Source organism: Mycobacterium sp. THU-M104, assembly GCF_049197365.1.
Taxonomy (GTDB): Bacteria; Actinomycetota; Actinomycetes; order Mycobacteriales; family Mycobacteriaceae; genus Mycobacterium.
Window position 1 is genome coordinate 17,825 of record NZ_JBMIOP010000081.1, and the last position, 24,772, is coordinate 42,596.

The following is a 24,772-nucleotide window of genomic DNA, read 5'->3' on the forward strand; positions in this document are numbered from 1 at the left end:
CCAGGGCACCCGCCGAGGGCTCTTGTCGCAGGAGGGCGATCATCAGCGCTGAGCCGTTGGACGAAGACGCCGCCGTCGAGCTGGCGCGCTCGCTACTCCGCCAGGGCTATCACGTCAAAAAGGTGGTGGCCCAAACCGGGCTATCTCAAAATCACGTCGAGATGCTCGCTAGCAGCACCCTTGCCCCCGATGTGAAGCGGCTGGCCAAGTACATGAACGCGCGCCTGAACGATTTGGGGATGAGTCAGCTCGAGGCCAGCAAATTAGGCCTGGTATCGCGTTCAACATTGAACCTGCTCGGCAAAGACGACAGGGTCCCGGGCAGCGCCACCTTGTCCAAACTTGATGAACTGTTGTCCTGGGAGCCAGGGTCAGCGCACGCGACCATGCACGGGTCGGAACCCACACCGCGCGAGAACACCATTAGCCGCCCACCCGGCCCGATCGTGGATCGCGACGCCGAGGACGACTACGACAACCTGCGCATGTGGATCGAAAAGCGGCTACTGGAACTGCAGATGAGTAAGAGCCGCCTGGCCGCGGTGGGCGGGCCCGGCCGCACAACGCTAGCCACCATGGGCAAGCGCGGCTACAGCCCCAACGCCGAAACCTTGGAAAGAATCGACACCCACCTCATGTGGGCTCCCGGCTCAGCGTTTGCCGCACTCAAAGGCGGCAAACCCGTCAACCTGCACATCGACGTCAAACCGCACCCCGCTCTGGTCCCCGTCCACTCGATCATCGACCGGCTCAAGGTGCTGCGAACCCGCGCCGAACGCCAACAGCAAAGCCTTGACCAGCAGCTTCGAGACATTGACCAGGCGCTTTCGCAGGCATACCTGGTCGTCGAGGACTTAGCACCCCACCAGCGCAGCAGCAACTCGTTACCATGACGGTGACGACGCCCCAACGGGGCACACAGGTAACCACGGCCGGGCGATCCCGCCCGCCACGGTTGCCGGGCACGGGCACGACCGCACAGGCCGATGCCGCACATCAGGAGAAACACTCATGACGAGCGGCATCGGGAGAACACTATGGCGCGCAGGACCGACGACCAGCAGCCGGATCTGTTCAGCTTCGAAGGGACTGACGACGCCAGTGACCGAATGGATGCAGCAAGCGGTACACGACGTGTACCGCAACTGGCTGGATCTTCCCCCGGACTGGACACCGCAACAGAAGCGCCGGCACCTCAACGACCTGACGGCCCGATTGGACCGGATGGCAGCCCAGATGGCCGACGACCTGGCAGCCTCAGCGATCCAGCAATGGACCCAACGCCACGGCGCGCACCCGGACTACCTGACGACCGTGCGGCTGCGCGAGACGGCGCTGCAGAACGCGCGGGAAACGGTGGTGCGCCAAGAGCTCTACGACCAGATCGAGGAACCGCCCGAACAGACGGTCGCGTTCAACCCGCCGCTTCCGCAGCCGGTACCAGCCAGCCAGGTGCCGTGGAACCTGCGCTGGAACGACGCCCGCTATCGCAGCGAACCGGGGGAGCAGATCGAGGCCCTGGCCGAGATGGTGTGGCCGGACCCGCAGTTCTCGGTCCTGTTCCGCATCAAGGCGGCCTACCTGTTGATCGCCCGCCTCGAGGACCAGCTTCCGCTACCGGACGGCCCCCAGCATCCACTGGCAGCCGAACTGGCACCACTGGTGTACGAGGATCTTCGCCTCGACGGCTATCCCGTGAAGTAACCGCACCTGAGCCGCAACTGTCGCTGTTCGAGGACTTCGACCAGCCCACCGACCCACGCAGCATCGACCCCGGCGGCACACCACTACCGCCGCCGCGACACGCCGACGAGCCTGCCGAGCTCGCGCAGCCCGGCGGCGCTGACCTTAACACCGGAGACTCGACCGGCTCCGCGCTTCACAGCGCCGCCGCCGCGCCCGCCACAGAACCTGCCCCGATCCCTGCCGCCGTCGGCGACCCCATACCGCTCGCACTGCACGACCCCGAGCATCCCCGCCCGCACACCTCGGCGCCGGCAATCCTTACCAGTCCGGCCCGGGAGCCCGGCCAGACTGGTGCCGCGGAGCCCAGCACCGCGCCGGCGACGACCGTTGACGAGATCGCCCCGCCATCGGCGGTCGAGATCACCCCACCGCGGTTTTACCTGGGCACCGACATCCGGGTGCCCTCAGGGACCAAAGCCCGCATCCAGGCGAACCTCGCAGCGATCGACGTGCTCGAGCGGCTGCGCGCCGGCGGCGGCAGGCCGGCCACCGCCGCCGAACGCGACGTGCTGGCCAGCTGGTCAGGGTGGGGAGCTTGCGCCGAGCTGTTCGATCGACGGAGCGACACATACGCCACCGAGCGCGACCAGCTGCGCGGCGCCCTGGGCGCTGACGCCTACCGGGCCGCCGAAGCCAGCATCCTCAACGCCCACTACACCGACCCGATCATCGCCGCGGCCATGTGGGACGCCGTCAAACATGCCGGGCTGCGCGACGGCCGGGTTCTCGAACCAGGGTGCGGCGCAGGCACCTTCATCGGCCTAGCCCCCCCAGAGGCGGTCATGGTCGGCGTCGACAACGACCCTGTCACCGCCGCCATCGCCGCCGCGCTCTACCCGCACGCCCAAATCCGCGCCGAAGGCTTCGAAACCACCCGAGTGCCCGCCGACTCGTTCGTCGCCACGATCGGCAATGTCCCGTTCGGCAACTTCGCACTCATCGACCCCGCCCACAACCCAGCCCCCCGGTTCAGCATCCACAACCACTTCATCAACAAAGCGATCAGCTTGACCGCCCCCGGCGGCTACATCACCGTCCTGACCAGCCGCTACACCATGGACAGCGTCGACACGCGAGCCCGGCGCGCCATGGCCGCCAAAGCCGACCTGATCGGTGCCGTGCGGCTGCCGTCCACCGCGTTCAAACGAGTCGCCGGCACCGAGGTCGTCACCGACATCCTGGTCCTGCGCCGCAAAGACAGCGACCGCGCCGACACAGACCTGACCGCCTGGATCGACACCGAAACCCTCGACGTCGAGGACCTCGACCACCTCGTCGAGGAGACGGTTTTCGGCCGCGACGACGTCGGGGATGCCCTCAACATCAACGAATACTTCCTCAACCACCCCGACAACGTTGTCGGCACCTTGGCCCTGGGCCAAGGCATCCACGGCTCACCGACCCTCAAAGTCGTGGGGGAGGAGCAGCAGAGCCGCGAGGCGCTCGCCGATGCCATCGGCGGCCGCCTCCGCGACATCGTCGAGAACGCTTTGACCCGCGGCCACGCCCTGACCGCTTCCGCTGACTCGCTCATCGACGTCGACACCACGGTGTTCGACCCGGGCCTGTTCACCGAGGCCGAACGCGCCGAACAACCACCCCTGGACGCGCTGCGCTACCACCCACCGACCGACAGCATCCAACGGTGGACGGGGCATAGCTGGCAAGAGCAGCGCACCCCCAAAAGCCGTCTGCGCGAAACCCGTTCGCTCATCGAGCTGCGCGAGGCCGCCACCGCTGTCATCGCCTCCCAGCGCGACGGCCAACCCCTACCCGAGCGCGAGCAGCTCCGTGCGCAGCTGAACACGCTCTATGACGGCTACGTGAGCAAGTACGGGCCGATCAACCGCTTCAAATGGATCTACCCGCAACCGCCAACCCAAGAGTCCCACGACCGCAAAGTGGCTCGCGCAGAAGAACAATGGCGCAAAGCACAAGGCATCGACGGCGTGCCCTACCGGGGCCCGGTGCCCGAGCACCTTCAGCAGGAATGGTCGGAGAAGGCCTGGGAAGCCGGCAACCCCTACAAGCGCCGCCCGCACCTGGACGGCGGCATGAAAAACGATCCCCGCTGGGCCAACGTCGCCGCCTTGGAGATGTTCAACGAACAGACCGGCGAAGCCCTCAAAGCGCCCATCTTCTCCGTGGACGTCCTGACCGCCCGCACGGTCCCCGACACCGCCGCCACCATCAGCGACGCCCTGGCCATCAGTATCGACCAGCACCAGCGCATCGACGTCGACTACATCGCCACCCTTCTGGGAGCAGAGCCTGACGAGGTCCGCGAACAACTACGCGGGCTGGCCTACCCGTCCCTGGACGACCCCGACGAACTTGTTCCCGCGGTCACCGCCCTGTCAGGCAATGTCCGCAACAAACTGGCCGCCGCCCGGGCCGCCGCCGAAACCAATCCCGCCTACGCCGAATACATGTCGGCGCTACAGGCGGTCATGCCCGCCGATAAAGAAGCCTCCCAAATCCGGGTCCGCCCCGGCGCCCCATGGATCGACGCCAAATACGTCGCCCAGTTCGCCAACGAGACATTCGGCGCCGACACCGTCGTCGCCGACCACATCAGCGGCACCTGGTCAGTGGACTGCGCACGCCACCAACGCGCCTCAGTGGCCATGACCGAAACATGGGGCACCGAGTACAAAGACGCGATCGAGCTGCTCGACGCGCTGTGCAACTCCAAGCCGATCACCGTCAATCGGCCGGCCGAGGTCGTTGCCGAAACCGGCGGCCCAACAATCAATTTCGAAGCGACCTTCGCCGCCCAAGCCAAGGCCGCCAAGATCACCGAGGCCTTCCAGGAATGGGTATTCGACGACGACCGCCGACGCGAGGCGCTGGTCGCCGAATTCAACGCCCGGTTCAACAGCCTTGTCGCGCCGAAACATCGCGGCGACAACCTGAGCCTGCCCGGCCTATCGGAGAAGTTCGAGCCCCACCCCTACCAGCGCGACGCTGTCGCCCGGATCGTCGCCGAACCCACCGTGCTGCTCGACCACGTGGTCGGCGCGGGCAAAACCGGTTCCATGCTGATGGGCGCGATGGAGCTCAAACGGCTCGGGTTATGCTCTCAGCCCTGGATCGTGGTCCCCAACCACATCATCGAGCAAGTCGGCAGAGAAGCGGCTCAATGGTATCCGGCCGCCCGAATCCTGCTCGGCACACCAGGAACCGACCCTGAAGGCCGCCGCCGATTCGTCGCGCAATCCGCCGCCACCGACTGGGACATGGTCATTGTTCCCCAAAGCCTGTTCACCGCGATCGGGGTCAGCGCCGACACCCAGGCCGACTACATCCAACGCCAACTCGACGAACTCGACACCCACCAGGACCGCGCCGTCACCTCGATGAGCAAAAAGCGAGTCGAACAGCAAAAGAAACGCCTCGACGCCCGCCTTAAAGACATGACCAAGCAGGACAGAAAAGACACCGGCCTCACATTCGAAAATGCCGGTGCGGACTACCTTTTCATCGATGAAGCCCACATGTACAAAAACAAAGGCCGCCTAAGTAACATCGAAGAACTGTCCTGCCCGAACGCCGCCCAACGCGCCGAAGACCTCGCCATGAAACTCGAAGTCCTGCGAGCACGCCGACACGACGAAGCCCGTGCCGCCGCTCTGCGACCCGACCAGGTCGTCGAGCGGGTCGCCACCTTCGCCACCGGAACACCGGTGGCCAACTCCCTAGGCGAGCTGTGGGTCATGCAGAACTATCTGCGGCCCGACCTGCTGGCCGCCGCCGGCGTCGCCGACATCAACGACTGGGGAGCCAACTTCACCGCACCCGTCAGCGGCGTGGAAGTCAACGCCACCGGCACCAGCCTGCGCACCGTCACCCGAGTCGGGAAATTCTGCAACCTGCCTGAGCTGCTGGCACTCTCGTCGATCTTCACCGACGTCGTCACCCGCGACGAAGTCCCCATCGAACTTCCCCACCTCGCCGGCGGGCGGCGCCGCGTGGTAAGCATCACCCCCAGCCAGGACGTAAAAGACTTCATCACCGACCTCGGGTGGCGCCTGGACCACCTCGATCCCCGACGCCCCGACAAGGACAACCAACTCAAGATCGCCAACGACGGCCGCAACGTCTCACTGGACCCCCGCCTCGCGCACATGGACGCCCCGGCAACCTCCCGCGCAGCCAAAGTCGCCGACGAGATCATGGCCATCCACCACGCCAACGCCGACAACGTCTACCACGACCCGGAAACCGGCCGCGAAATGCCGATCCGCGGCGCCTTCCAAATCGCGTTCTGCGACCGCGGCACCCCGTCAAAAGACCCCCGCCAGTTCACCCTCTACGCCGCGATCCGCGACGAACTCGTCGCGCGCGGCATGCCCGCAGACGCGATCGCGTTCATCCACGACGCGGTCAAACCCGCCGACAAGCTCAACCTGTTCCGCCGCTGCCGCACCGGCGAAATCTCCGTCCTCATCGGATCAACCGAAAAAATGGGCACCGGCACCTTCTATCGGCGCCGCACAGGTGTAGCGCTCTGTCGCATCGACGCTGGGAGTGCCTCGTGTGCGACTCGTTCTGTCGGCGTGTCGTAATAGTTGCTCACTGGGCATTCGTCCTAGAGTCAGTTAATCGCACCCTGGGAGTTGCTACTGATGGCTCGGTTCCGGTCGTTTCCAGTCAGGCTTCCTTCCGGCGTGCGGTACTGGACTGTGATTGGCCCGGACTACCGGCCAGTCACCGAAGCGGATGACTATCTCCTGCATAGCCGTCTGGGCGCTGATGCAGCCGAATCGACCAGTCAGGCCTACGCAACGGCTCTCTCGCTGTTTTTCGAGTGGGCGTCGTCGCTCGGAAAAGACTGGCGGGAAGTATCTCCACATCTCGGAAGGTTCGTATTCTGGCTCCGGTATTACAACGGCACATCGCGCTCCGACGCCCGTGGCGATCCGGTCAGGGGTGCACGCCGGGTGAATGCTGTGATGTCAGCGATTCGCTCCTTCTTCCGATACATGGCGGCGACCGGCGAAGTGCCGAAGTCGGTGTTGGGCGCTCTCTACGACGAGTTGCCCGCATACTCACCAGACTTGGGTGAGCATGAGCGTGCCGCCCACATGAAGGCTCGCCACCACCTCAAGGAGCCCAAATCCGCCGTCGACAACGCGACTGACGACGAGGTCATCCGGTTACTCAGCGCTGCGAGGTCCGCGCGTGACCGCTTCCTTGTCATCGCAATGTGGCGCATGGGTCTTCGCCGCGGCGAGCTCGCCGGGATGCGTCGCGAGGACGTTCATTTCGTAGCGGACGCGACACGACTCGGCTGTGGCTTCAAAGGGCCACATGTTCACGTTGTCCGACGTGACAACCCGAACCGCGCCTTCGCGAAGTCCCATCATCCGCGAGTCGTGCCCGCCGACTGGATCTCGGTTCAGGCCTACGACCAGTATGTCACCGAGCGCACCCAATCCGTATGCGCGGAGACGTCAGATTTCCTAATGGTCAATCTGTTTCGGGCACCGGTCGGCCAGCCCATGCGACCCTCCAGCATCAACGAAACGCTGGCTCGGCTGTCGGCGAAGGGTGGCTGTGAGCGGGCAGTCCGCCCGCACATGCTGCGCCACAGCTTCTCCACGAATACCGTCGCTGCCGGTGCGACTCTCGATATCCTCAAAGAACTGCTCGGGCACGCGTGGATCACCAGCACCGAAATCTACCTGCACGTATCGGCCGACCGACTACGCGAAGCCGTCGACAAGGTACCCAACCCAATTGTGCATCAAGGCGAACGGCCGATGAGGTGACGGCCGTCGTCGCGCCGACCCAGCGGCCTGGCACTCGGAATGACACCATCAGCGCGCTTAGGGACGCACTACGACCCGAGTTTCTCCGCGAGGCGGGCTGGAATCCGGCGCACCAAATCCTGGCTCCGCCTCGCGCGCACCCACTACTGGGAATGCCGCAATGCCCCATCGTGGGGTGCACTGCCGGGGTTTACTCTGCCAAAGCAATGTTCTGCCTCGTGTGCCACCGCCGATACCGGAAATCTGAACTCTCACTGGCCGAGTTCCTGTCAATACCATTGGAAGGCAAGCCGAATCGCGGCGAGAAGTTCTGCATTGTCGCGGACTGTGAACGCCCCGCTTACGTGAATTCGGGGGTCTGCGTATCTCACTACGCGGCGCGACGCACACGTTTTCGCGATCTGAGTGTGCACGACTGGATCACACAAGCGAACCCGTCGGGCTTTCGCTCCTGGGGCCCCTGCGTCGTCGCATCGTGCATCCGCGACGCCGCCCACGGCTCAACTGGGCTGTGTTACCCACACGGAGAGCGGTGGGCAGCCCATCGACGACGCAACGGCGCCGCCAACACCAAGGCAGCTATCCTCGAATGGGCGCAAAGCGCGGCACCGATCACCGTCGACTATGCAGTCATCTTCAAAGGTCTACCGGAACAGATGATTCTGCAGATCCTCGTCGGGATCCAATACCGCAGCGACAACGGGACGCGCACATTCCTCACCGTTGTCCGTCAAGTCGTCGAAGCTGCCCGGCAAGCCGAGGCGCAAAGCATATTCGAACTCGATATCGCCCCGAGGGGACAAAAGAACCACGTCCTGCTGGCCATGATCGCCTCGATCAGGACGGGAGTGCACCGGTCAGTAGCGACTCCTGAATCCGAGTACACCAACGACCTATGGGATCTGGCTATCTTCGGCGCCCGGGGCACGATCTCATTCACGGCGCTGCACCAACCCTGGCTTCGCCGGGCCGCCAAGCACTGGGTCGCCGAAGATCTACCACTTCACCGTGGCCGAAAGGCCGGCCATGGGCATCGCAGTGTGGTCGGTTGCCTCAACCGGCTTTCGGAGAGCCTGCGGCTGACTCGAGACGACAACGGGGACGACCCTGCCACGCTGTGCCGTAAGGACATCGTCAACTTCCTCAACCGCTTGGCTCACCTACACTCCACCGGTCAGATCTCGACGCACACCCGGATCAAGACGTGTCGCGACGTTCGCCGAGTCCTCGACGACGTGAGGACCTTCCGGCTGGCCGAGAATGACAGCCAACTACCTGACCTTCCAGCCGATTTCACCCTCCGTAAGACCGATATCCCACGAGAGCCGAAACGCGGCGCACCCTGCCGCGATATTCCGATCCCCGCGCTGCGCGCCATCTCGGAGAACCTGCACCGTCTGGAACAGAGCCATGGCATCGGAATCCGGATAATCGCAGAGCTTCTCATCGATACTGGGCGTCGACCTGACGAGATCTGTAGCTTGCCGTGGGACTGCCTCGATCGCGACCCGGCCGGAAAACACGTGCTCGTCTACACCGACCACAAGAACAATCGGGTCGGATGTCGACTGCCGATCAGCGATAGCACCGCCGAGCGGATACGCGCCTATCGGTTCGGCGTGAGTGCCCGCTTCCCCGGCACAGCCGGATCCGAGCTGATGTTGTTTCCCCGTGAAAACCGAAACCGCAACGGAATTCACCCGATCACCGCGGAGACATTCACGAACATGCACCGCGAGTTCATCAACGGCATCGCCGATCAGCTCACCGATACCGATTGCACGCTCGTGGACCCGGCATCGATCGTCCCCTACTCCTATCGGCACTGTTTTGCGCAACGTCACGCTGACAACGGCACTCCTCCCGACGTCCTTCGCGACCTGATGGCTCACGACTCGATGCAAACGACGTTGGCGTACTACCGGGTCACCGAGAAGCGGGTACGCAGCGCCATCGAAGACGTCTCGCGGCACCAGTTCGACGGTCAAGGCCGACCGGTCCTGACGGCGGTGGCTGGGCTCCTCGCAGACGAACACACCCGAATGCGGGTAGGGCAGGTCGCGGTGCCGTTCGGCATCTGCACCGAACCATCCAATGTGAAGGCCGGTGGTCACGCATGTCCCTACAAATTCACCTGCATCGGGTGCGGACACTTCCGAAGCGATCCCTCCTACCTGCCCGACCTCAAGTCTTACCTGCAACAATTGCTCGCCGACCGGGAACGTCTTCTCGCCGCCACGGATATCCAGGATTGGGCACGGGCAAAGGCGCTACCCGCCGACGAGGAGATCACCCAACTACGTTCGCTGATAAGGCGAATCGAACACGACCTCGACGACCTCACACCGGAGGATCGGAAGACCATCCAGGATGCGGTCAACGTCGTCCGCGCTGCCCGACAGACCGTCAACCTCGGCATGCCAGCCATACCCGCGACATAGGGAGTAACGCATGACATCTACCGCCTTGGCCGACGCGCGCCGCCGCGACGTTGACCAACGCCGCCAGCGTGTGGTCCAAGCATTGGAGGCACTGGTCGACGACAGTTCTGAAATCTCGATCTCCTCTGTAGCGCGCGCCGCCCGCGTGCACAGATCCTTCATCCACCGACACCCCGACCTCCGCGCAGAGGTCTTCAAAGCAGCAGACCAACCACCCGCATTGTCGAGCGAGCGATCCGGAGTCGTCTCCCGCCGATCGCTGGAGGCTGACAACCTCAACCTGCGGGAAACCAACCGGCGGCTCGCCAACCAAATAGCCGATCTAGAACGCCACCTGTCCGAATACCTAGGTGAGCAAGCATTTCACCGCACCGGTCTCGGCGCAGGGCAAGACCACGCGGGCCTCGAGACCAAGATCGTCCAACTCGAACAGCAATTTCTCGACATGAAGCACCTACTCGAGGAACGCGACGACGAACTCGCCGCAGCCCGAGAAGCACACCGACAGCTCATGGCTGACATCAACCGGCGCCGGCAATAGCACAGAGATCGAGCGGACAAATTGGACGACCACTGACTCGATCAGGTCGCGTCCGAAAGTCGGTGTAAAAGCACGGCCAGATTCCTCGCTTATCCGTCAGCATGCGGCCGGCGGAACTCGGGCGACAGACCTGATCGCTACCGCCCTGAGCGTGTCACGGATAGCAGGAGCTCATTGAGAATCAATTCGTACCGGGCAACTGAGAAGCCGCAGCTCAGCGATGTGCGCGGTCAGAGGGTTGGCGGCCGGTTCGGGTGGTTCCGGCGACCGGTGTCCGGTTGGGGTTCGGCTGCGGACGCATCTTTGGGTTCCCAGCTCAGAAGTCTGCAAAGTCGAACCAGTGGCCGAAGCCGGCGCGGCCGGTGGCGGTGACGCGCACTGCGCGGTCGGTCCCCGACCGGGAGATCCAGTTGAGCTCCAGGAGCCGATTGAGCAGGCTGCGGCCGACGGCACCGGCGAGATGGTGGCGCTGTTCACTCCAGTCGACGCAGTAGCGGATGACTGGGCGGTGCGGTAGTGCCACCCCGAAGTCGGTGAGGAAGCTGTACCCGTGAGCGGTGAGCCAGTAGTGGACGTCGTGGCCATAACCGGTGCGTTTGTCATGCTCGGCCCGATCTGGGTCGAAGATCCCGTCGCCGCCGCTAATCTGTTCTCGCTCAAGCATGACGCGCATGAGTGCGACGGCGAGGCGGCCCGCTAGATGGTCGTAGCAGATGCGCGCTTCGCGCAGCGCGTTGGCGCGGGTGCCCTGGCGAAGCGACCGGATCGGCTGAGCCGGTGCGAGTCGGGTGAGGTTCTCGATGAGCCGGCCGACGTCGGAGCCAGCAAGGCGGTAGTAGCGGTTGCGCCCGTAACACTCGACTTTCATCAGGCCAGCGGCGACAAGCTTGCCGAGGTGGCTGCTGATGGTGGCAGGGGTAACGCCGGCCTCAGCCGCCAGCCGGCTGGCTGGCAGCGCCCGCCCGTCGTCGAGAGCCAGAAGGACTCGGCAGCGGCTCCGGTCTGCCAGCAAAGCTCCCACCGCTGCGATGTCAGCATCCCCACCGAACCCCGCCGGCCTGTCTGCGGTCCCTGCCCGCGCGTTGAAGGAAAGGGCATCGGCCACACCGTCAGCATATCGGCGCTCACTTCGACGACCGTCGAACTTTCTCGGTCCTAGCGTGGAGGCGGCGATAGACACCAGAGGAGGTTCGAAGAACATCATGGGCACGCTGAGCGAACGGAGCCAGGAGCTTGAGGCATTCCTTGACGCCCTCCACAACACCGCACCTGAGGTGGTGACCGCCTGTGATGGCTGGACCGTCCACGAGATCGTCGCTCATCTGGCCGGCGGCGCGGCCGAGATCACCCGGCATCTCGAGGCTTATCTCCGCGGCGAGCCGATACCGGATACCCAGAGTTTCGAGGTTCGCGAGGCCCCCTTCCGGGCCATGGACGATTCGGCCCTTCGCAAGCGTCTGGAGGTCGAGGAAGACAAGCTGCGATCCGTCATCGATGAGGTGCTGACCCAGGAGCCTGACGCGGTCATTCCCTGGACCGGACGCCAGATGCCGGTGGCGAAGTTCGTCCCGCACATGCGCAGTGAGTTCGCCGTCCATCGCTGGGATTTCGCCGGCGACGACGACATCACTCGCCACCTACTGGCCCAGCCCGCGCTGACCGAACACGCCGTCAGCGTCCTCGGTCCGATGCTCGTATTGAGAGGCTCCCAACAAGATCCGGCAGCCGGAGAGGACTTTCACGTTCGCCTGCGGGCCGACGGCGCCCGCGACGTACGGGTGGTGGTGCAATCCGGCCAGGCCGCTCTGCAGTTGGCCGATGATGACACCGATGAGCCCTACGCCGAGGTCGACGCCGCGGCACGGACGCTGATCATCTGGGGACGCCGACCCGACCAGCGGGGCCGATTTCGCAGCCACATGGCTCAGCCGCTGCTTGCGCGCCTCCAAGCCCTCCTGTCCGGCTACTGAATTCCGTGACCGGTGACCGGTCACCGATCTGTGATCGCGCGGTGTGTGTCCGCGTGCGGGACAGTTGCCCAACGATCGTGCTTGAGGCCGGTGGCATGGTTGGTGCTGGTGAAGGCAGCACGGGCGCCTACGGTGTCCTGGAGAAGCGCCTTGCCTCGTTTGCGACTGTGCTGACTTACGACCGCGCCGGCAGTGGGTGCTCTGATGGCCCAGCGCATCACGATGTCGCCGCGATGGCCGATGATCTGGTTGCGGTTATTCAAGCGACGGGGTGCGCCACACGTACCTCTGCGTCGTGCTCCCCAACCACGCTGGGACGCGACTTGGATTTCTCCCACCATCGAGAACGGAACCGCCGTCCTCGGCCGTTGTCAAAAGTTGTGGATCCGCCGTTTGCGGCGTGGGGCTATTGCTTGACGGTTAGTTCCAGGCCACCGGCGAACGGAAGCGTCTGGGTAACGAGGCCGTTGGCTGGATCGTTGATGAACGCGAAGTAGTCGGCGTAGCCGTCGGCGTAGGTGGTCGTGTTGTCGGCGATGACGATTGCTCCCGGTCGTAGGTGTGGGGTGATCAGTTCGAGCGCTGGTCTGGCCATCTCGATCCAAGTGTCGATGAGCGCGAAATCGACCGGGCCCTCGATGACTTGCAGGGTTTGGCGAAAGTCACCTTCGCGGAGGTCGACGACATCAGCCAGGTTCGCGGCGTCGAGGTTGCGTCTGGCGATAGCTGCTTTGTTCGGTTCGTACTCGGTGGCGATCACGACACCAGGATTGTGCTCGCGAGCAGCGACGAGCTGGACTGCGTGAGCAAGTTGCAGCGTCGAGACGCCATGGGAGGTACCGGCTTCCACGACCCGTCGGGCGCGCAACGCGACACAGAGTTGATGGCAGAACAACGCTTTGTCCCGGTCGAGCGCGACGAGCTTGTCAGCCAAGAACTGCGTGCTGTCCTCGTCGAGGGTGCCCCAACCTTTCGATCCCGCGCCGGCGCGCCCGGCAAAGAAATCTGCGATGTCTTTTTCCTGCTCGACACTGCTGGCGTACAACCGATCCAGCATTGCGTTCAACTCGCCCAGCACCAGATGAGCATAGACAGATGTCGCAGCGAGTCGATTCAGTGTTCACCCTGCAGTAAGCGGAAACGGGATGCCTGGTGACAGCTGGATTGGGTTGTGGGGCCGGCGGGGTGGGTGCGCCTGGTTCAGGTTAGGACGTGGCCCGTCCGGTGAGAGCCAAGAGTCGTATCGGCGCGGGAGCGAGTGGATCTGCTGGCGGGCTGCTGGCGAAGTATCCGTGTTCACGCTCTGCCTGCAAGATCGAGCGCAGTCGCTTCAACTCGTCGAAATCACCGGTCGAAAGCCCTTGCGTACCTTCGCGTTCCGCTCGGTCTTTGGACACCCAATTACCCAAGGTGCCCGCGTGGACCCCGAGGTCGCGGGCCACCTGGGCGATCGGCTTACCGGTATCCCGGACAATCCGTACCGCCCCCTCACGGAACTCCTGGTCGAACTTCCTGCGTTTCTCTGACATGCCTATCCCTCATAGTGCATGCCTCCACGCTTTCAGGGGATTTCCACTCCGCCGCAGACATGATTGGCGACATCGTTGACCGTCCAGTCACCGCAATCGGTTCGCCGCTGCATGGTGGCGGGCTCTAGTGATCTGAGAAGCTGGGAAAACGCCTGTGTTGCGCGGTCCAGGGCGTCGAGGTCGGTCGCGTCCACGAGCTCTGTATCCACCACGATGGCAACGCTGGCCGAGGTCGGCGGGATCGCCCCGGCAGGCCCCGCAGAGGCCCGAAATGGGCCACGGCTGTGATTGCCGACGGCGATGATCGTCGTGATCTCGTGGTCGCCCCCGGCGCGAGCCGCGCCGGGGGCGACCAGTTCGGCACAGGGCCCGCCGGTGAAGTGGTAGAGGTTCACGCCGGCGAACATCCGTCCGTATGACACCCAAACGGCCGCCCCCATCGTATGGACCCCGTCTTCGTCGAGATCGCTATCCGGACAGCCGCATGCGTCGAGCGATCAGCCCCACTTTAAGTCGGCTAGGAATCGTAGGAGTTCTGCGTTGACCTCGTCGGCGCGTTCCTCCTGCAGCCAGTGGCCCGCGCCGTCCAGGGCGACCTCGCGGTAAGGGCCGGTGGCCACCTCGGTGGCCCGGTGGCGGGGAGTGAAGCCCTGTGTCGGGTCGTTGGTTCCGACGATGACCAGCGCCGGCACCACGACAGTGGGTGCCGGCGGTTCGGCGAGGATCTGCCAGTTGCGGTCGAAGTTGCGGTACCAGTTGAGCCCGCCGGTGAACCCGGTGCGGGTGAATTCGGTTACGTAGTAGTCGAACTCGCTGGCACTGAGCCAGTTGGGTGGCTCGCCGGGCTCGGGAAGGCGGTCGATGAAGCCGATCGGCCCGGGGGTGGTCATCCGAATCGCAACGTCAGGGTCGGTGAGTGATTGCAGGTCGAAGCTGATCATCCGGCGCAGCGTTCGGGCGGGATCTGCGTCGAGTTCGGCGTCGGCGATCCCGGGCTGCTGGAAGTAGAGCATGTACAGGAAGCTGTCGCCGACCATCTTGCGGTACGCCTGGGTTGGGGGCAGCTTTCCCCGGGGAACCGGCGGAAAATTCAGCCCGACGATCCCGGCGACTCGATCCGGGTGCAGATGCGCTGCCGCCCACACCACCATGCCACCCAAGTCTTGGCCGACCCAGACCGCACGCCTTGCGCCGGTGTCGTCGAGCAGACCGACCAGATCCGCAGTGAGTGCAGTGATGTCATAGTCATCGATGCCTTCTGGACGAGACGATCCGCCGTACCCGCGCTGATCCGGGGCGAGCACGTGATAGCCGGCGTCCACCAGCGCGGGAACGATGTGGCGCCACGAGTAGCCGAGCCTAGGAAAGCCGTGCGCCAGGATCACCGTCGGGGCACCGCGATCACCGGCTTCGATGACCCGCAACTGGACACCATTGGTGTCAACCAGACGCTGCTGATCCTCGTTAATCACCCGCAAAGGCTAGCGGAGCGGGGAGTGTTCGTTGATCGATCGACGTGCGTACGTGTTCGCGGCTACCCTGCCCGACACACCCCCGCCGATCACCTCTAAAATATTGGCACTTCCAACGCTTCGGCACCGGTGTTGTTGTCAGCGACGACCATTGCTGACCCGCTGGATGCGTCGAACAGGCTCGCGTTGCTATTGGCCGCGGGATGGGGGACAGGGTGGATCACGATCACCGGCCGCCGCGACGTGCCGTCTCAGCCGAGCCGGCTCAGTGGTTGATTGAACGCGTGGACCTGTTTGACGATCTGCACTGGCCGGAGGGCAGGGTCGGCGGGGGTTTTGAGGCCTACGCGCGGCTGTTGCATCCCCTCGACGATCATCCCGGCTCGTGGAACTGGGCGGCGATAGCCCGGGCCAACGATCGCACCCTGCACGCGTCGGCGCAGTGGGAAAAGATCAGTTCCCCGTCCTCACCGAACGCGCAGGGGCAACGAAAGCGCGGTCAGCCACCCGACGACCCGGTTATCTCAGAGCTGATCGGCTGGATGGTCGGGGCGGCAACGAACGCAGCTACTGCGCTTGCCGCCGGTCGCCCTATTGATCGGGAGCAGATAATCGGCTCGCCGCCGCCGATCAGCGCGCAGGATCGGCAAAATTGGCAACAAACCCAATCCGGCCTGCCACAAGACCCGTCCACGGGAGAGCTGGCTTCCTGGGCACTCGATGCACTGTGCACAACACTGGCTCGCCACACCACTACCCCACAGGTCTGCTACTTCGCGGTCTGGGAGGGCTGGGGCTGGCTACATGAACAGTCCCACAGCACGGGATTCATGACATTGCCGTCTTCGGTGACCTCCTACTACGCCCCCGACGGGCTAATACCAGAAGACGTTCATCGGCCCGAGCCCGCGCCGACCGAATGGCAACTCGACGTAAGCGGTCCCACTTTCTCACTGCCGCCCGATCGCAACTACTACCTATTCGAAGATGACATCGGTGCCGCCGCGCGGATCGGATACTGGGTCAACGAGGACTTTTTCATCGCCCAGTCACCGAGCTTCTTCTGGCCAGCCGACCACGCCTGGTGTGTGGCAACCGAGATCGACGACGACTCCACGTTCATCGGTGGCGCCCACGAACTCGTCGACCAACTCTGCGCATCCGAGCTGATCGAGGTCCTACAGATCCCACCCGACGCCCCATACAAAGATCACATAAACATTTGACTGACCGAACCGGCCAACGACATGTCCAGCCCCGAAGGTTGTAACGATTGCCGATCGGCTGCGGACACAGCCTGTTTCTTGTTCAAGGGTGGCGGCTGGGCTGCGGCAAACCGGAACTTGCAGTGTCGAGCGGTTGCAGTCTGATGCCGCGGTACTGCCTACTCAACGCTCGTCCGGATACAAGTAGCGGTTCGCTGTCTCGCAACGTACGGGCCAGGATGAAAGCCCCCTCCAGGGCGGTGACGAGAGCCACTGTCAGTTCTCGGGCCGTGACGTGTGGCAAGCCGCGGTGGTCGAAGTAGGCTGTGCCGCCGTCGAACCAAGCGGTGAACACCGTTGCCGCGGTTTCGCGTAGGGTAGGTCCCCTGGGGTGGTGGGGTTTCGGGCCTGGGGCTGATGTGCCGGGTGTGTCGTTGACGGTGTTGGGGTGGGCCATCGCGTAGTGGTCAGTGAGTTACCTACCAAAGTGACTCACGAAAAGGACACACCACACGATGACCCAAGACCAGTCTGCCTTGCTCGCTCAGCTCGATGCGCTGAAGTCCGCTGATGCCGGGGCGGTGTTCGCCGAGCTGATCCGCGTCGGGCTGCAGGCGCTAATCGAGGCCGAGGCCACCGAGGCGATCGGCGCCGGCCGCTACGAACGCACCGGCGGACGCGGCACGCACCGCAATGGGCACCGGCCCAAGACGGTATCCACGACCGCCGGCGACGTCGAGGTGCAGATCCCCAAGCTGCGGGCCGGGTCGTTCTTCCCGTCGCTGTTGGAGCGGCGCCGCCGTATCGACCGCGCGTTGCACGCGGTGATCATGGAGGCCTACGTGCACGGGGTGTCGACCCGCAGTGTCGATGACCTGGTCGCCGCGATGGGCGTGCAGGCCGGGGTGTCCAAATCCGAGGTCTCGCGCATCTGCGCGGGCCTGGACAACGAGATCGAGGCGTTTCGCACCCGTAGCCTGGCCCACACCGAGTTTCCCTACGTGTTCTGCGACGCCACCTTCTGCAAGGTCCGCGTCGGGGCGCACGTGGTCTCCCAGGCCCTGGTGGTGGCCACCGGGGTATCCATCGACGGCACCCGCGAAGTGCTGGGCACCGCTGTTGGTGACAGCGAGTCCTACGAGTTCTGGCGCGAGTTCCTGGCCTCCCTGCGCGCCCGTGGACTCTCGGGGGTGCACCTAGTCATCTCCGATGCGCACGCCGGACTCAAAGCCGCTGTGGCACAACAGTTCACCAACTCTTCGTGGCAGCGCTGCCGGGTGCACTTCATGCGCAATCTGCACACCGCGGTATCGGCCAAACACGCCCCGGCGGTGACCGCGGCCGTCAAGACCATCTTCGCTCACACCGACCCCGCCGACGTCGCCGCCCAATGGGACCGCGTCGCCGACACCCTGGCGGGCAGCTTCCCGAAGGCGGCCGCCATGATGGGCGACGCCAAGACCGACGTGCTGGCGTTCACCGCATTCCCGAAGGCGCACTGGCAGAAGATCTGGTCGAACAATCCGATCGAACGGCTCAACAAGGAGATCAAGCGCCGCGCCGATGTCGTGGAGATCTTCCCCAACCCCGCGGCGTTCCTGCGCCTGGCCACCGCGGTGGTCATCGAAGCCCACGACGAATGGCAAGTCACCCGCCGCTACCTCTCCGATGTCTCCATGGACGAACTACGGGCCGTCATCGACAAGAAACACGCCGCGGCAGCACTTGCGAAACAACACCAAATCACCTAGCTTTCAACATGACTCGCTGATCACAACGCGTGAACCACGCCAGATCCGAAGTCCACCAATCCGCGGGACGCTATCTTCGCGTAACTCTTCGACGGTGTCGGCCACTTCAGCGGCGACGCTGGCGACTGGGCACATGTTGGCAAAGCCAGTCGCGGTCATGTCCTCAGCGGCTTGGGTGAACACCGCCTCGATCGCCTCACCCAGATCGGTGTAGATGTCAACGATCGACGGGACCAATAGCGCGTACGCGGCCCCGGCATTGCTCAACGCCTCACGCGCGATCTGCACTTTACCACCGCGGAAATGGTGGTACAACGACCCGATTGGAGCGCCGGATGCGGCCACAATGTCTTTCACGGCGACCGCCCCGTAGCCTTTGCGACGCATCAGTTCGGCCGCTGCGGTCAGGATCACCTCTCGGGTAGACCTTGCCATCACCACCTCCCGACTGCGAGACTAGACCAATCGCTCTAGAACACCTGCTCTAATGGAAGTTGAGTCGATGAAGTCCATCGACGTTGCTGCCGGGACCATCGAATACCGCGACGAGGGCACATCGGATGGTCCACCGGTTGTGTTGCTGCATGGCCTGCTGATGAACGACACGCTGTGGAACGACACGCTGCCGCTGCTACCAAACGGCTTCCGTTACCTGCTACCGGTGCTGCCGTTGGGCGGGCACCGCATCCCGATGCGTCCCGACGCTGACCTGAGCATGGCGGGGATAGTCGGCATCGTGGCCGACTTCATTGACGCATTGGACTTGTCCGCTGTCACCCTGGTGGTTGCCGATTGGGGCGGGCCGTTGTTTCTCACCGATGTCGGCCGCGACAAGCGGGTGGGCCGGTTGGTCATCTGCCCGTGTGAAGCGTTCGATAACTTTCCACCGGGAATCCCGGGCAGGCTCGCCGTGGTCGCGGCCCGCAACGACCTCAGTCTGAGGATGTCGTTGCGGATGCTGCAGGTGGGTTGGCTACGGCGACAACGGCCGGTCTTCGGGATGATGGCGAAAAGGCCTGTCTCCCAGCAGCTTGTCGATGCCTGGCTGGCTCACGCCCTGCGTGACAACCGGATTCGGGGTGACCTGGCGAAATACTGTCGGACCCCGCTCGACGGTGACAATCTCGTCCGGTCCACCAACCGGCTGGCTGAGTTCGACCGCCCGGCGCTGATTTTGTGGAGTCACAACCCGCTGATGCCCGCCACGCACGCCCAACGGCTGGGTGCGCTGCTACCCAACGCGCAACTGCGGTTCGTTGACGACGCCTACGTCCTCGTCATGCTCGACCAACCCGAACACGTCGCCACGCAGATCAAAACATTCCTCACCCGCTGAACCACTCCTCTATCACACCGGACCCGCGGCAATGCCGAGGCCACGGATGTGTACGGATCACCATCGGTAACCGTTACACGCCCCGTCAGCCACATCCGTAGGTGTGACCGCATCATTCGATGAGGTCGTTGTTTGGCGGTCGTATGGCGTGGTTTCTGGCGGCCGGCGGCGGATTCGGTGGATCTCCGTGCCACGGCAGCGCTGACAGTTGCCGCACACTGCGTCGTCCGCCGAAGGCGCGCAGCGCGTCGAAGTCGGAGAGTCCGATGGCCAGCAGATCCGCCGCGGCGTCAGGATCACCCAGTTGCACGGTTCCAATCGACGGGGTGGTCAGCCGCATCGCAGCCTGTCCGGTGTGGCGGAAGGCCAGATCAAACATCGTGGCCAAGAATCCCAGCGCGACCTGGTAGCTGAGATCGCCGACGCGGCAGCCAGCCTCGCCCAGAGAACCGCGGATGTCGTGTTCGTGGGTGAGCGCGTCGAAAACAAGCTGCCCGGCGGCGAGTTTCGGGCCCAGGGTGAGCTGTGCGGCGAGCGGGTCGATCGACTGCGCCCACAGGTCGAGCAGCTCGTCGATGCTGAGCCCATCGAGCCGCTCGACTTGAGCCTGGGTCCACGCCTGGCTGCCTACATCGTCGAGATTGCCGGTGGCGATATCCTGGGCGATGCCGGTCAGGTGGGCAACGGTCTGATGGACGGTCCAGTCGGGGCAGGCGGGCACGGTCAGTTCGGCGACGTCAGCGCGGCCACGCAGCAGCGCATCGACGCGTCGGTGGACGAGGCGGTATGCGGCCTCAGCATCGGATATCGGCAGCAGTTGGGGTGCTCGGGCGCTCCGTCCAGCGCGAAGCCGCGGTGGTTGCCGTTCGCTGAGCATCTGGTTGACCTCTCGTCTTCAGGTGTTGGCGGGTGCGGTGCCGCCCGCGCCGCGGTGGCGAGTGACGACGAGGTCGTGGCGGTGAGCGGGCAGGGTGGTTTCGTCGGCACCCTCGATCACGAAGCCGGCGTCGGCGATCATCGCTCGATCTGTTCGGCCGGGCTGTCCTTCGCTGGTCAGATAGTCACCCACGAATATCGAGTTGGCGAGGTGCAGCGCCAATGGCTGCAGGCTGCGCAGGTGGATTTCGCGTCCACCACCGACGCGGACTTCAACGTCGGGGAAGGCGAATCGGAACATCGCCAGGATGCGCAGGCAGCGTTGGGGGGTCAGCTCCCAATGCCCGCCTAGCGGGGTGCCATTGAAGGGGATCAGAAAGTTGATCGGCACCGAGTCCGGGTCGACGGCACGCAGGGCCAGTGCCACATCGACGGTGTCGGCGTCGGATTCGCCCATGCCGAAGATAGCGCCCGAGCACGGTGACAGCCCAGCGGTTTTGGCGTCGGTGATGGTGGCCACCCGGTCGTCGAAGGTGTGGGTGGAGCAGATCTTCGCGTAGTTGTCGGCGCTGGTGTTGAGGTTGTGGTTGTAGATGTCGATGCCGGCGTCGCGCAGCCGATCAGCGTGGCCTTGTTGCAGGATGCCCAGGCAGGCGCAGACCTCTATCGCCGGGGCGAAGTCCTTGATCGCGGCGACCGTATCGGCGACGCGGTCGATGTCACGGTCGCCGGGTCCGCGGCCGGAGGCAACCAGGCAGATGCGTTTGGCGCCGGCATCGATCGCTTGCTGCGCGTGTTCAGCGGCTTCAGCGCTGCTGATCCAGGAGTACTTCATGATGTCGGCGGTCGACCCCAGCCGCTGGGAGCAGTAGCTGCAATCTTCTGGACATATGCCCGATTTCATATTCACCAGGTAGTTGAGCTTGACGCGACGCCCGAAGAACTTTCGCCGCACCCGCCCGGCGGCCGCGACTACATCAAGTAGCTCCTCGTCGCTGCTGGCTAACACGGCCAGCAACTCATCACGGTCAACATGATCACCGTGCAGGGCTTTTTCCGTGATCGCTGGTAGGTGTTCGTCGAATCGCGTGTCAGCCAACGTGGCTCGCCCTTCCTTGTTTGCCAATCAGAGTCGTCTCCAGCCGTTGGCGATCGACCGTACATTCAAAAATAAGAAAAGTAAACGTACTCTAAAGTAACGGTAAAACGTGTTGATCGGAGGACGCACGTACACACGTCCAATCCCAACCGGACGCACCCTCGCGAGAGGTTCGCGTGTCCGCGGGGGATCCCTTGTTGAGACGGCCGACCGGCTCGCTACACGGTGGGCTGAGATGGGATCGGTTTGGTTCGGTATCGCCACTTGTGGTGGAGGCTTGCGTTTCGTCAAGTGATTTGGCCCCACCGTCGTCATGAATTTTGGCCCCAGTTTTGGCTAGTCGGCGCGTTTGGCTCGGCTGGCGGTCTTGCTGGTGCGTAGTCGGTAGGACTTGGTGCCGGTCTCGAGGATGTGGGCGTTGAAGGTGACGCGGTCGACGATGGCAGCGACCAGGCGTGGGTCGGGGAAGACGGTGCCCCATTCACTGAAGGGCAGGTTGGTGGCGATGGCCACGGAGGCGCGTTCTTCGCGTTCGGTGATGATCTGGAAGAGCAATTCGGCTCCGCGAGGGTCGATTTGGACGTATCCGAGTTCATCGAGGCAGAGCAGGTCAAGGCGCCCGTAGCGGGCCACGACCCGAGACAGGACGCGTTCGTCGGCGGCTTCGACGAGTTCGTTGACCAGTTGTGCGGTGGTGACGTAGCGGACTCGGCGGCCCTGCTCGCAGGCTGCCAGCCCCAAACCGATGAGCAGATGCGACTTGCCGGTTCCGGAGTTCCCGAGCAGCACGACCGGCTCACCGGCATCCATGTAGTGCCCGGCAGCCAGCTGTCCCAGCAGGGCTGGGGTGATGGAGGGTACGGCGTCGATATTGAACTCCACCAACCGTTTCACCCTGGGGAACTTGGCGTCGTTGATGCGTCGTGCGCGGCGCCGTTCGGTGCGGTCGTCGACCTCGGCGGCCAAGACTTCGGCGAGGTAGCGCAGATGGGTGTGGCGTTCCCGGTCGGCGATCTCGGCCAGCCGGGCGGCTTCGGTACGCACCGTGGGCAGGTGCAGTTCGCGGGCGGCGGCACCGATGGAGGCTTGGGCGGCGGCGTCAGCGGTCGCCAGGGTTGTGGTGGTGGTCATGAGTCACTTCCGGTCAGCAGGTCGTCGTAGTCGGTCAGCGAGGGTGCGGGCCGGTCGTATCGGGCCAGGGCGCCGATCGCGGCCACAGGGGCCAGCGGGCTGGTGTCGCGGCGGGCATCGATGATCACCGCTTCGGGGTCCAGGCATCCCGACGCCACCGCGCGGTCCATCGCGGTGATCAGCGCGCCGGCCGGCAGGCTGCGGTGGGCCAGCAGGACCGTGATCAGGGCGCGGGTTCCCTTCGCGTCGCCGCGGGCGGTGCGAGCGGCATCCCAGTAGGACTGATGGCTGCCGGTGAACACCCCGCGGGCTTTGGCTTGTGCCAGGGCGGTCGCCCCGGGCAGCGCCCCGGGTTTGGTCGCCAGGACTTCCAGATAGTGATCCAGGCACAGGACTTCCACGTAGCGTCCGGCCGCGCGTTCGTGGCGGGCCACCAGCCGGGGACCGTCATAGATCTCGACGGTCCGGGCGGCCAGACGCACCGGCAGACGCCGCCCGGCGTAACGGGCCGGCACGGAGTAGAAGCATTGCCGCACAGACACTCTGGCCCGATTGTCGACCCGCGCATGCAGCAGCCTCGCGCAGTCGAACCCCTCGGCCGGCAATCCCATCAACGCACCGGCTTCGGCGCTGAACGCCGCCCCGACGGTGATCGGGCGGCCGGTGATCACCCGGTCGTCGTCGAGCCGATCGGCGACCGCGATCAGCTCGTTGAGCTCAGCCAGACACGCCGCGACGGGGACGGGGACGAGGTGGCGGCGCCGGAAACGGCCGATCTCGCCCTCCACACCGCCCTTCTCGTGGGCCCCGTCCACCCCGGGACGGCAGAAGAACGAGTCGAACCCGTAGTGGCTGCGCAGCGCGGTGAACCGTTCGGATTCGGCACGGTCACGGCCCTTGAGGACCCGGATGACGGCGGGTTTGAGGTTGTCGTACCGGATCCGGGCCGGCACCCCGCCGAAGTACTCGAAAGCCAACACGTGGCCCTCCAAGAACGCCTCTTGGGCCTGGGTGGCGAACGCGACGTGAAACGCTTTGCCCGAGTGCGACAGTCGCATCACGAACATCCAGCACTTGACCACCAGCCCGGCGATCGTGGCGTAGAACTCGCCGAAGTCGACCTCGGCTTCGGCACCAGCCTCGTGGGTTTGCGGGACCGACACCTCCTGGTGGTCGAGCCCCAGCTCTACCCGGCGACGCGCGACGTAACGCGACACCGTGACCTCCGCGCACGTGGCCCCGTGCTCAGCGACCAAACGCTGCCAGATCCGCCGGGCGGTATGGCGCTGCTTGCGCGGAGCGTCCTTGTCGGCGATCAGCCACGCGTCGATCACCGTCGCCCACTCATCGATCGCCGGCCGGGGCCGCGCCGGATAGACCTTGCGCGGCGGCGGCACCGCATCCGCCAAGGCCTGGCGCACCGTCCGGCGATGGGTGCCATGGCGATCCGCCAACTCACGGATCGACAAGCCCTCCAGCCGCCGGTCCCTCCTGATCTTCTCGAACAGTTCCACGCGTGACCGCATCCTGACCGACCTCCCTGGCGACCGCCAGGGACGACGGCGCGACAGGAACGATCTGAACGAGGGTGGGGCCAAAATTCGTGACGACACACCGCCCCACCCGGCCGGAAACGGTCACCAACCCACCGGGGCCAAAATTGGTGAAGAACACCGACCAAAGTGGGGCCAAGTCAGGTGACCACACTCAGAGGCTGGCCGCAGTTCGCGGGGTGGCAGCGAATGCCCAGACGAAGCCCGTTTACCTTGCGATTCAGGACAGCTGCGGGAGGTTCGGGGTGAAGGTGCGTGTCGCGCTACGCAACACCTGTCGTGCACGACACAATGACCGCTGACCCGCGAAAATGCTAGATAGCGAGCTTCTACCCCGATAGAAGGCAC

Annotated in this window: 21 protein-coding genes; 10 read left to right on the top strand and 11 right to left on the bottom strand. The window is 64.5% G+C overall.

Annotated features, from left to right (window positions below):
* Nucleotides 1-56 precede the first annotated feature (56 nt).
* The 6 genes from ACOJVU_RS07670 to ACOJVU_RS07695 all read left to right on the top strand — a co-directional run bounded on the left by ACOJVU_RS07670 (nt 57) and on the right by ACOJVU_RS07695 (nt 10,502).
* A complete protein-coding gene (locus ACOJVU_RS07670; RefSeq protein ID WP_095794432.1) occupies nt 57-893 on the top strand; it encodes a hypothetical protein in 837 nt (278 codons plus the stop codon).
* A gap of 208 nt (nt 894-1,101) precedes the next feature.
* Nucleotides 1,102-1,704: a hypothetical protein gene (locus tag ACOJVU_RS07675; protein ID WP_421529218.1), complete on the top strand. Its 603-nt coding sequence runs from the start codon at nt 1,102-1,104 to the stop codon at nt 1,702-1,704.
* A 440-nt stretch (nt 1,705-2,144) separates the two neighbouring features.
* Nucleotides 2,145-6,314, top strand: coding sequence for a helicase (locus ACOJVU_RS07680; protein WP_421529219.1), 4,170 nt, complete (start codon nt 2,145-2,147; stop codon nt 6,312-6,314).
* Between the two features lie 117 nt (nt 6,315-6,431).
* Entirely contained in the window at nt 6,432-7,520 is a 1,089-nt protein-coding gene (locus ACOJVU_RS07685; RefSeq protein ID WP_421529220.1) for a tyrosine-type recombinase/integrase, read from the top strand.
* A complete protein-coding gene (locus ACOJVU_RS07690; protein ID WP_421529221.1) occupies nt 7,517-9,961 on the top strand; it encodes a tyrosine-type recombinase/integrase in 2,445 nt (814 codons plus the stop codon). Before ACOJVU_RS07685 ends, ACOJVU_RS07690 begins: the two co-directional genes overlap by 4 nt.
* A gap of 25 nt (nt 9,962-9,986) precedes the next feature.
* Nucleotides 9,987-10,502 (top strand): DUF6262 family protein, encoded by a 516-nt coding sequence (locus ACOJVU_RS07695; RefSeq protein WP_421529222.1) that lies wholly within the window; start codon nt 9,987-9,989, stop codon nt 10,500-10,502.
* A gap of 316 nt (nt 10,503-10,818) precedes the next feature.
* Here ACOJVU_RS07695 and ACOJVU_RS07700 read toward each other — a convergent pair whose 3' ends face one another.
* Nucleotides 10,819-11,607 carry an ArsR/SmtB family transcription factor gene (locus tag ACOJVU_RS07700; protein ID WP_421529223.1) on the bottom strand — a complete coding sequence of 263 codons (789 nt, stop codon included), beginning with the start codon at nt 11,605-11,607 and terminating at the stop codon, nt 10,819-10,821.
* 97 nt (nt 11,608-11,704) lie between these two features.
* Here ACOJVU_RS07700 and ACOJVU_RS07705 point away from each other — a divergent pair, with 97 nt between their 5' ends.
* Nucleotides 11,705-12,472: a maleylpyruvate isomerase N-terminal domain-containing protein gene (locus tag ACOJVU_RS07705; protein ID WP_421529224.1), complete on the top strand. Its 768-nt coding sequence runs from the start codon at nt 11,705-11,707 to the stop codon at nt 12,470-12,472.
* 406 nt (nt 12,473-12,878) lie between these two features.
* Here the strand turns inward: ACOJVU_RS07705 and ACOJVU_RS07710 are convergent, their stop codons facing one another.
* From ACOJVU_RS07710 to ACOJVU_RS07725, 4 genes are all read right to left on the bottom strand, one after another.
* On the bottom strand, nt 12,879-13,550 hold the full coding sequence (locus tag ACOJVU_RS07710; RefSeq protein ID WP_421529225.1) for an O-methyltransferase: 672 nt from the start codon (nt 13,548-13,550) through the stop codon (nt 12,879-12,881).
* 127 nt (nt 13,551-13,677) lie between these two features.
* Nucleotides 13,678-14,001, bottom strand: coding sequence for a transposase (locus ACOJVU_RS07715; RefSeq protein WP_421529226.1), 324 nt, complete (start codon nt 13,999-14,001; stop codon nt 13,678-13,680).
* 32 nt (nt 14,002-14,033) lie between these two features.
* Complete coding sequence (locus ACOJVU_RS07720) at nt 14,034-14,408, bottom strand: maleylpyruvate isomerase N-terminal domain-containing protein (protein WP_421529227.1); 375 nt, start codon at nt 14,406-14,408, stop codon at nt 14,034-14,036.
* Between the two features lie 90 nt (nt 14,409-14,498).
* The gene (locus ACOJVU_RS07725) at nt 14,499-15,473 is read right to left on the bottom strand and encodes an alpha/beta fold hydrolase (RefSeq protein ID WP_421529228.1); all 975 of its coding nucleotides are present in this window, start codon (nt 15,471-15,473) and stop codon (nt 14,499-14,501) included.
* A 215-nt stretch (nt 15,474-15,688) separates the two neighbouring features.
* Here ACOJVU_RS07725 and ACOJVU_RS07730 point away from each other — a divergent pair, with 215 nt between their 5' ends.
* Nucleotides 15,689-16,699, top strand: coding sequence for a hypothetical protein (locus ACOJVU_RS07730; RefSeq protein WP_421529229.1), 1,011 nt, complete (start codon nt 15,689-15,691; stop codon nt 16,697-16,699).
* Nucleotides 16,700-16,781: 82 nt separating this feature from the next.
* Here ACOJVU_RS07730 and ACOJVU_RS07735 read toward each other — a convergent pair whose 3' ends face one another.
* Nucleotides 16,782-17,135: a hypothetical protein gene (locus ACOJVU_RS07735; RefSeq protein WP_421529230.1), complete on the bottom strand. Its 354-nt coding sequence runs from the start codon at nt 17,133-17,135 to the stop codon at nt 16,782-16,784.
* Between the two features lie 58 nt (nt 17,136-17,193).
* On the opposite strand from ACOJVU_RS07735, the gene ACOJVU_RS07740 reads away from it, so the two are divergent.
* Nucleotides 17,194-18,429 carry an IS256 family transposase gene (locus ACOJVU_RS07740; protein ID WP_421529231.1) on the top strand — a complete coding sequence of 412 codons (1,236 nt, stop codon included), beginning with the start codon at nt 17,194-17,196 and terminating at the stop codon, nt 18,427-18,429.
* Nucleotides 18,430-18,432: 3 nt separating this feature from the next.
* On the opposite strand, the gene ACOJVU_RS07745 is transcribed toward ACOJVU_RS07740, so the two are convergent.
* Nucleotides 18,433-18,843, bottom strand: a complete 411-nt coding sequence (locus ACOJVU_RS07745; RefSeq protein WP_421529232.1) for a helix-turn-helix domain-containing protein — start codon at nt 18,841-18,843, stop codon at nt 18,433-18,435.
* Nucleotides 18,844-18,931: 88 nt separating this feature from the next.
* Here ACOJVU_RS07745 and ACOJVU_RS07750 point away from each other — a divergent pair, with 88 nt between their 5' ends.
* Nucleotides 18,932-19,765, top strand: coding sequence for an alpha/beta fold hydrolase (locus ACOJVU_RS07750; RefSeq protein ID WP_421529233.1), 834 nt, complete (start codon nt 18,932-18,934; stop codon nt 19,763-19,765).
* A gap of 112 nt (nt 19,766-19,877) precedes the next feature.
* Here ACOJVU_RS07750 and ACOJVU_RS07755 read toward each other — a convergent pair whose 3' ends face one another.
* The 4 genes from ACOJVU_RS07755 to istA all read right to left on the bottom strand — a co-directional run bounded on the left by ACOJVU_RS07755 (nt 19,878) and on the right by istA (nt 24,397).
* On the bottom strand, nt 19,878-20,642 hold the full coding sequence (locus ACOJVU_RS07755; RefSeq protein ID WP_421529234.1) for a maleylpyruvate isomerase N-terminal domain-containing protein: 765 nt from the start codon (nt 20,640-20,642) through the stop codon (nt 19,878-19,880).
* A gap of 18 nt (nt 20,643-20,660) precedes the next feature.
* Nucleotides 20,661-21,740 carry a biotin synthase BioB gene (bioB, locus tag ACOJVU_RS07760; RefSeq protein ID WP_421529235.1) on the bottom strand — a complete coding sequence of 360 codons (1,080 nt, stop codon included), beginning with the start codon at nt 21,738-21,740 and terminating at the stop codon, nt 20,661-20,663.
* A 336-nt stretch (nt 21,741-22,076) separates the two neighbouring features.
* Entirely contained in the window at nt 22,077-22,871 is a 795-nt protein-coding gene (gene istB / locus ACOJVU_RS07765; protein WP_421529236.1) for an IS21-like element helper ATPase IstB, read from the bottom strand.
* Entirely contained in the window at nt 22,868-24,397 is a 1,530-nt protein-coding gene (gene istA, locus ACOJVU_RS07770; protein WP_421529237.1) for an IS21 family transposase, read from the bottom strand. Before istA ends, istB begins: the two co-directional genes overlap by 4 nt.
* Nucleotides 24,398-24,772: the final 375 nt, after the last annotated feature.

Coding starts and splice junctions, on each gene's coding strand:
- ACOJVU_RS07750 (WP_421529233.1), top strand. CDS start 18,932: ATGAAGTCCATCGACGTTGCTGCCGGGACCATCGAATACCGCGACGAG.
- ACOJVU_RS07740 (WP_421529231.1), top strand. CDS start 17,194: ATGACCCAAGACCAGTCTGCCTTGCTCGCTCAGCTCGATGCGCTGAAG.
- ACOJVU_RS07720 (WP_421529227.1), bottom strand. CDS start 14,408: ATGTTCGCCGGCGTGAACCTCTACCACTTCACCGGCGGGCCCTGTGCC.
- ACOJVU_RS07715 (WP_421529226.1), bottom strand. CDS start 14,001: ATGTCAGAGAAACGCAGGAAGTTCGACCAGGAGTTCCGTGAGGGGGCG.
- istB (WP_421529236.1), bottom strand. CDS start 22,871: ATGACCACCACCACAACCCTGGCGACCGCTGACGCCGCCGCCCAAGCC.
- ACOJVU_RS07755 (WP_421529234.1), bottom strand. CDS start 20,642: ATGCTCAGCGAACGGCAACCACCGCGGCTTCGCGCTGGACGGAGCGCC.
- ACOJVU_RS07705 (WP_421529224.1), top strand. CDS start 11,705: ATGGGCACGCTGAGCGAACGGAGCCAGGAGCTTGAGGCATTCCTTGAC.
- istA (WP_421529237.1), bottom strand. CDS start 24,397: ATGCGGTCACGCGTGGAACTGTTCGAGAAGATCAGGAGGGACCGGCGG.
- ACOJVU_RS07735 (WP_421529230.1), bottom strand. CDS start 17,135: ATGGCCCACCCCAACACCGTCAACGACACACCCGGCACATCAGCCCCA.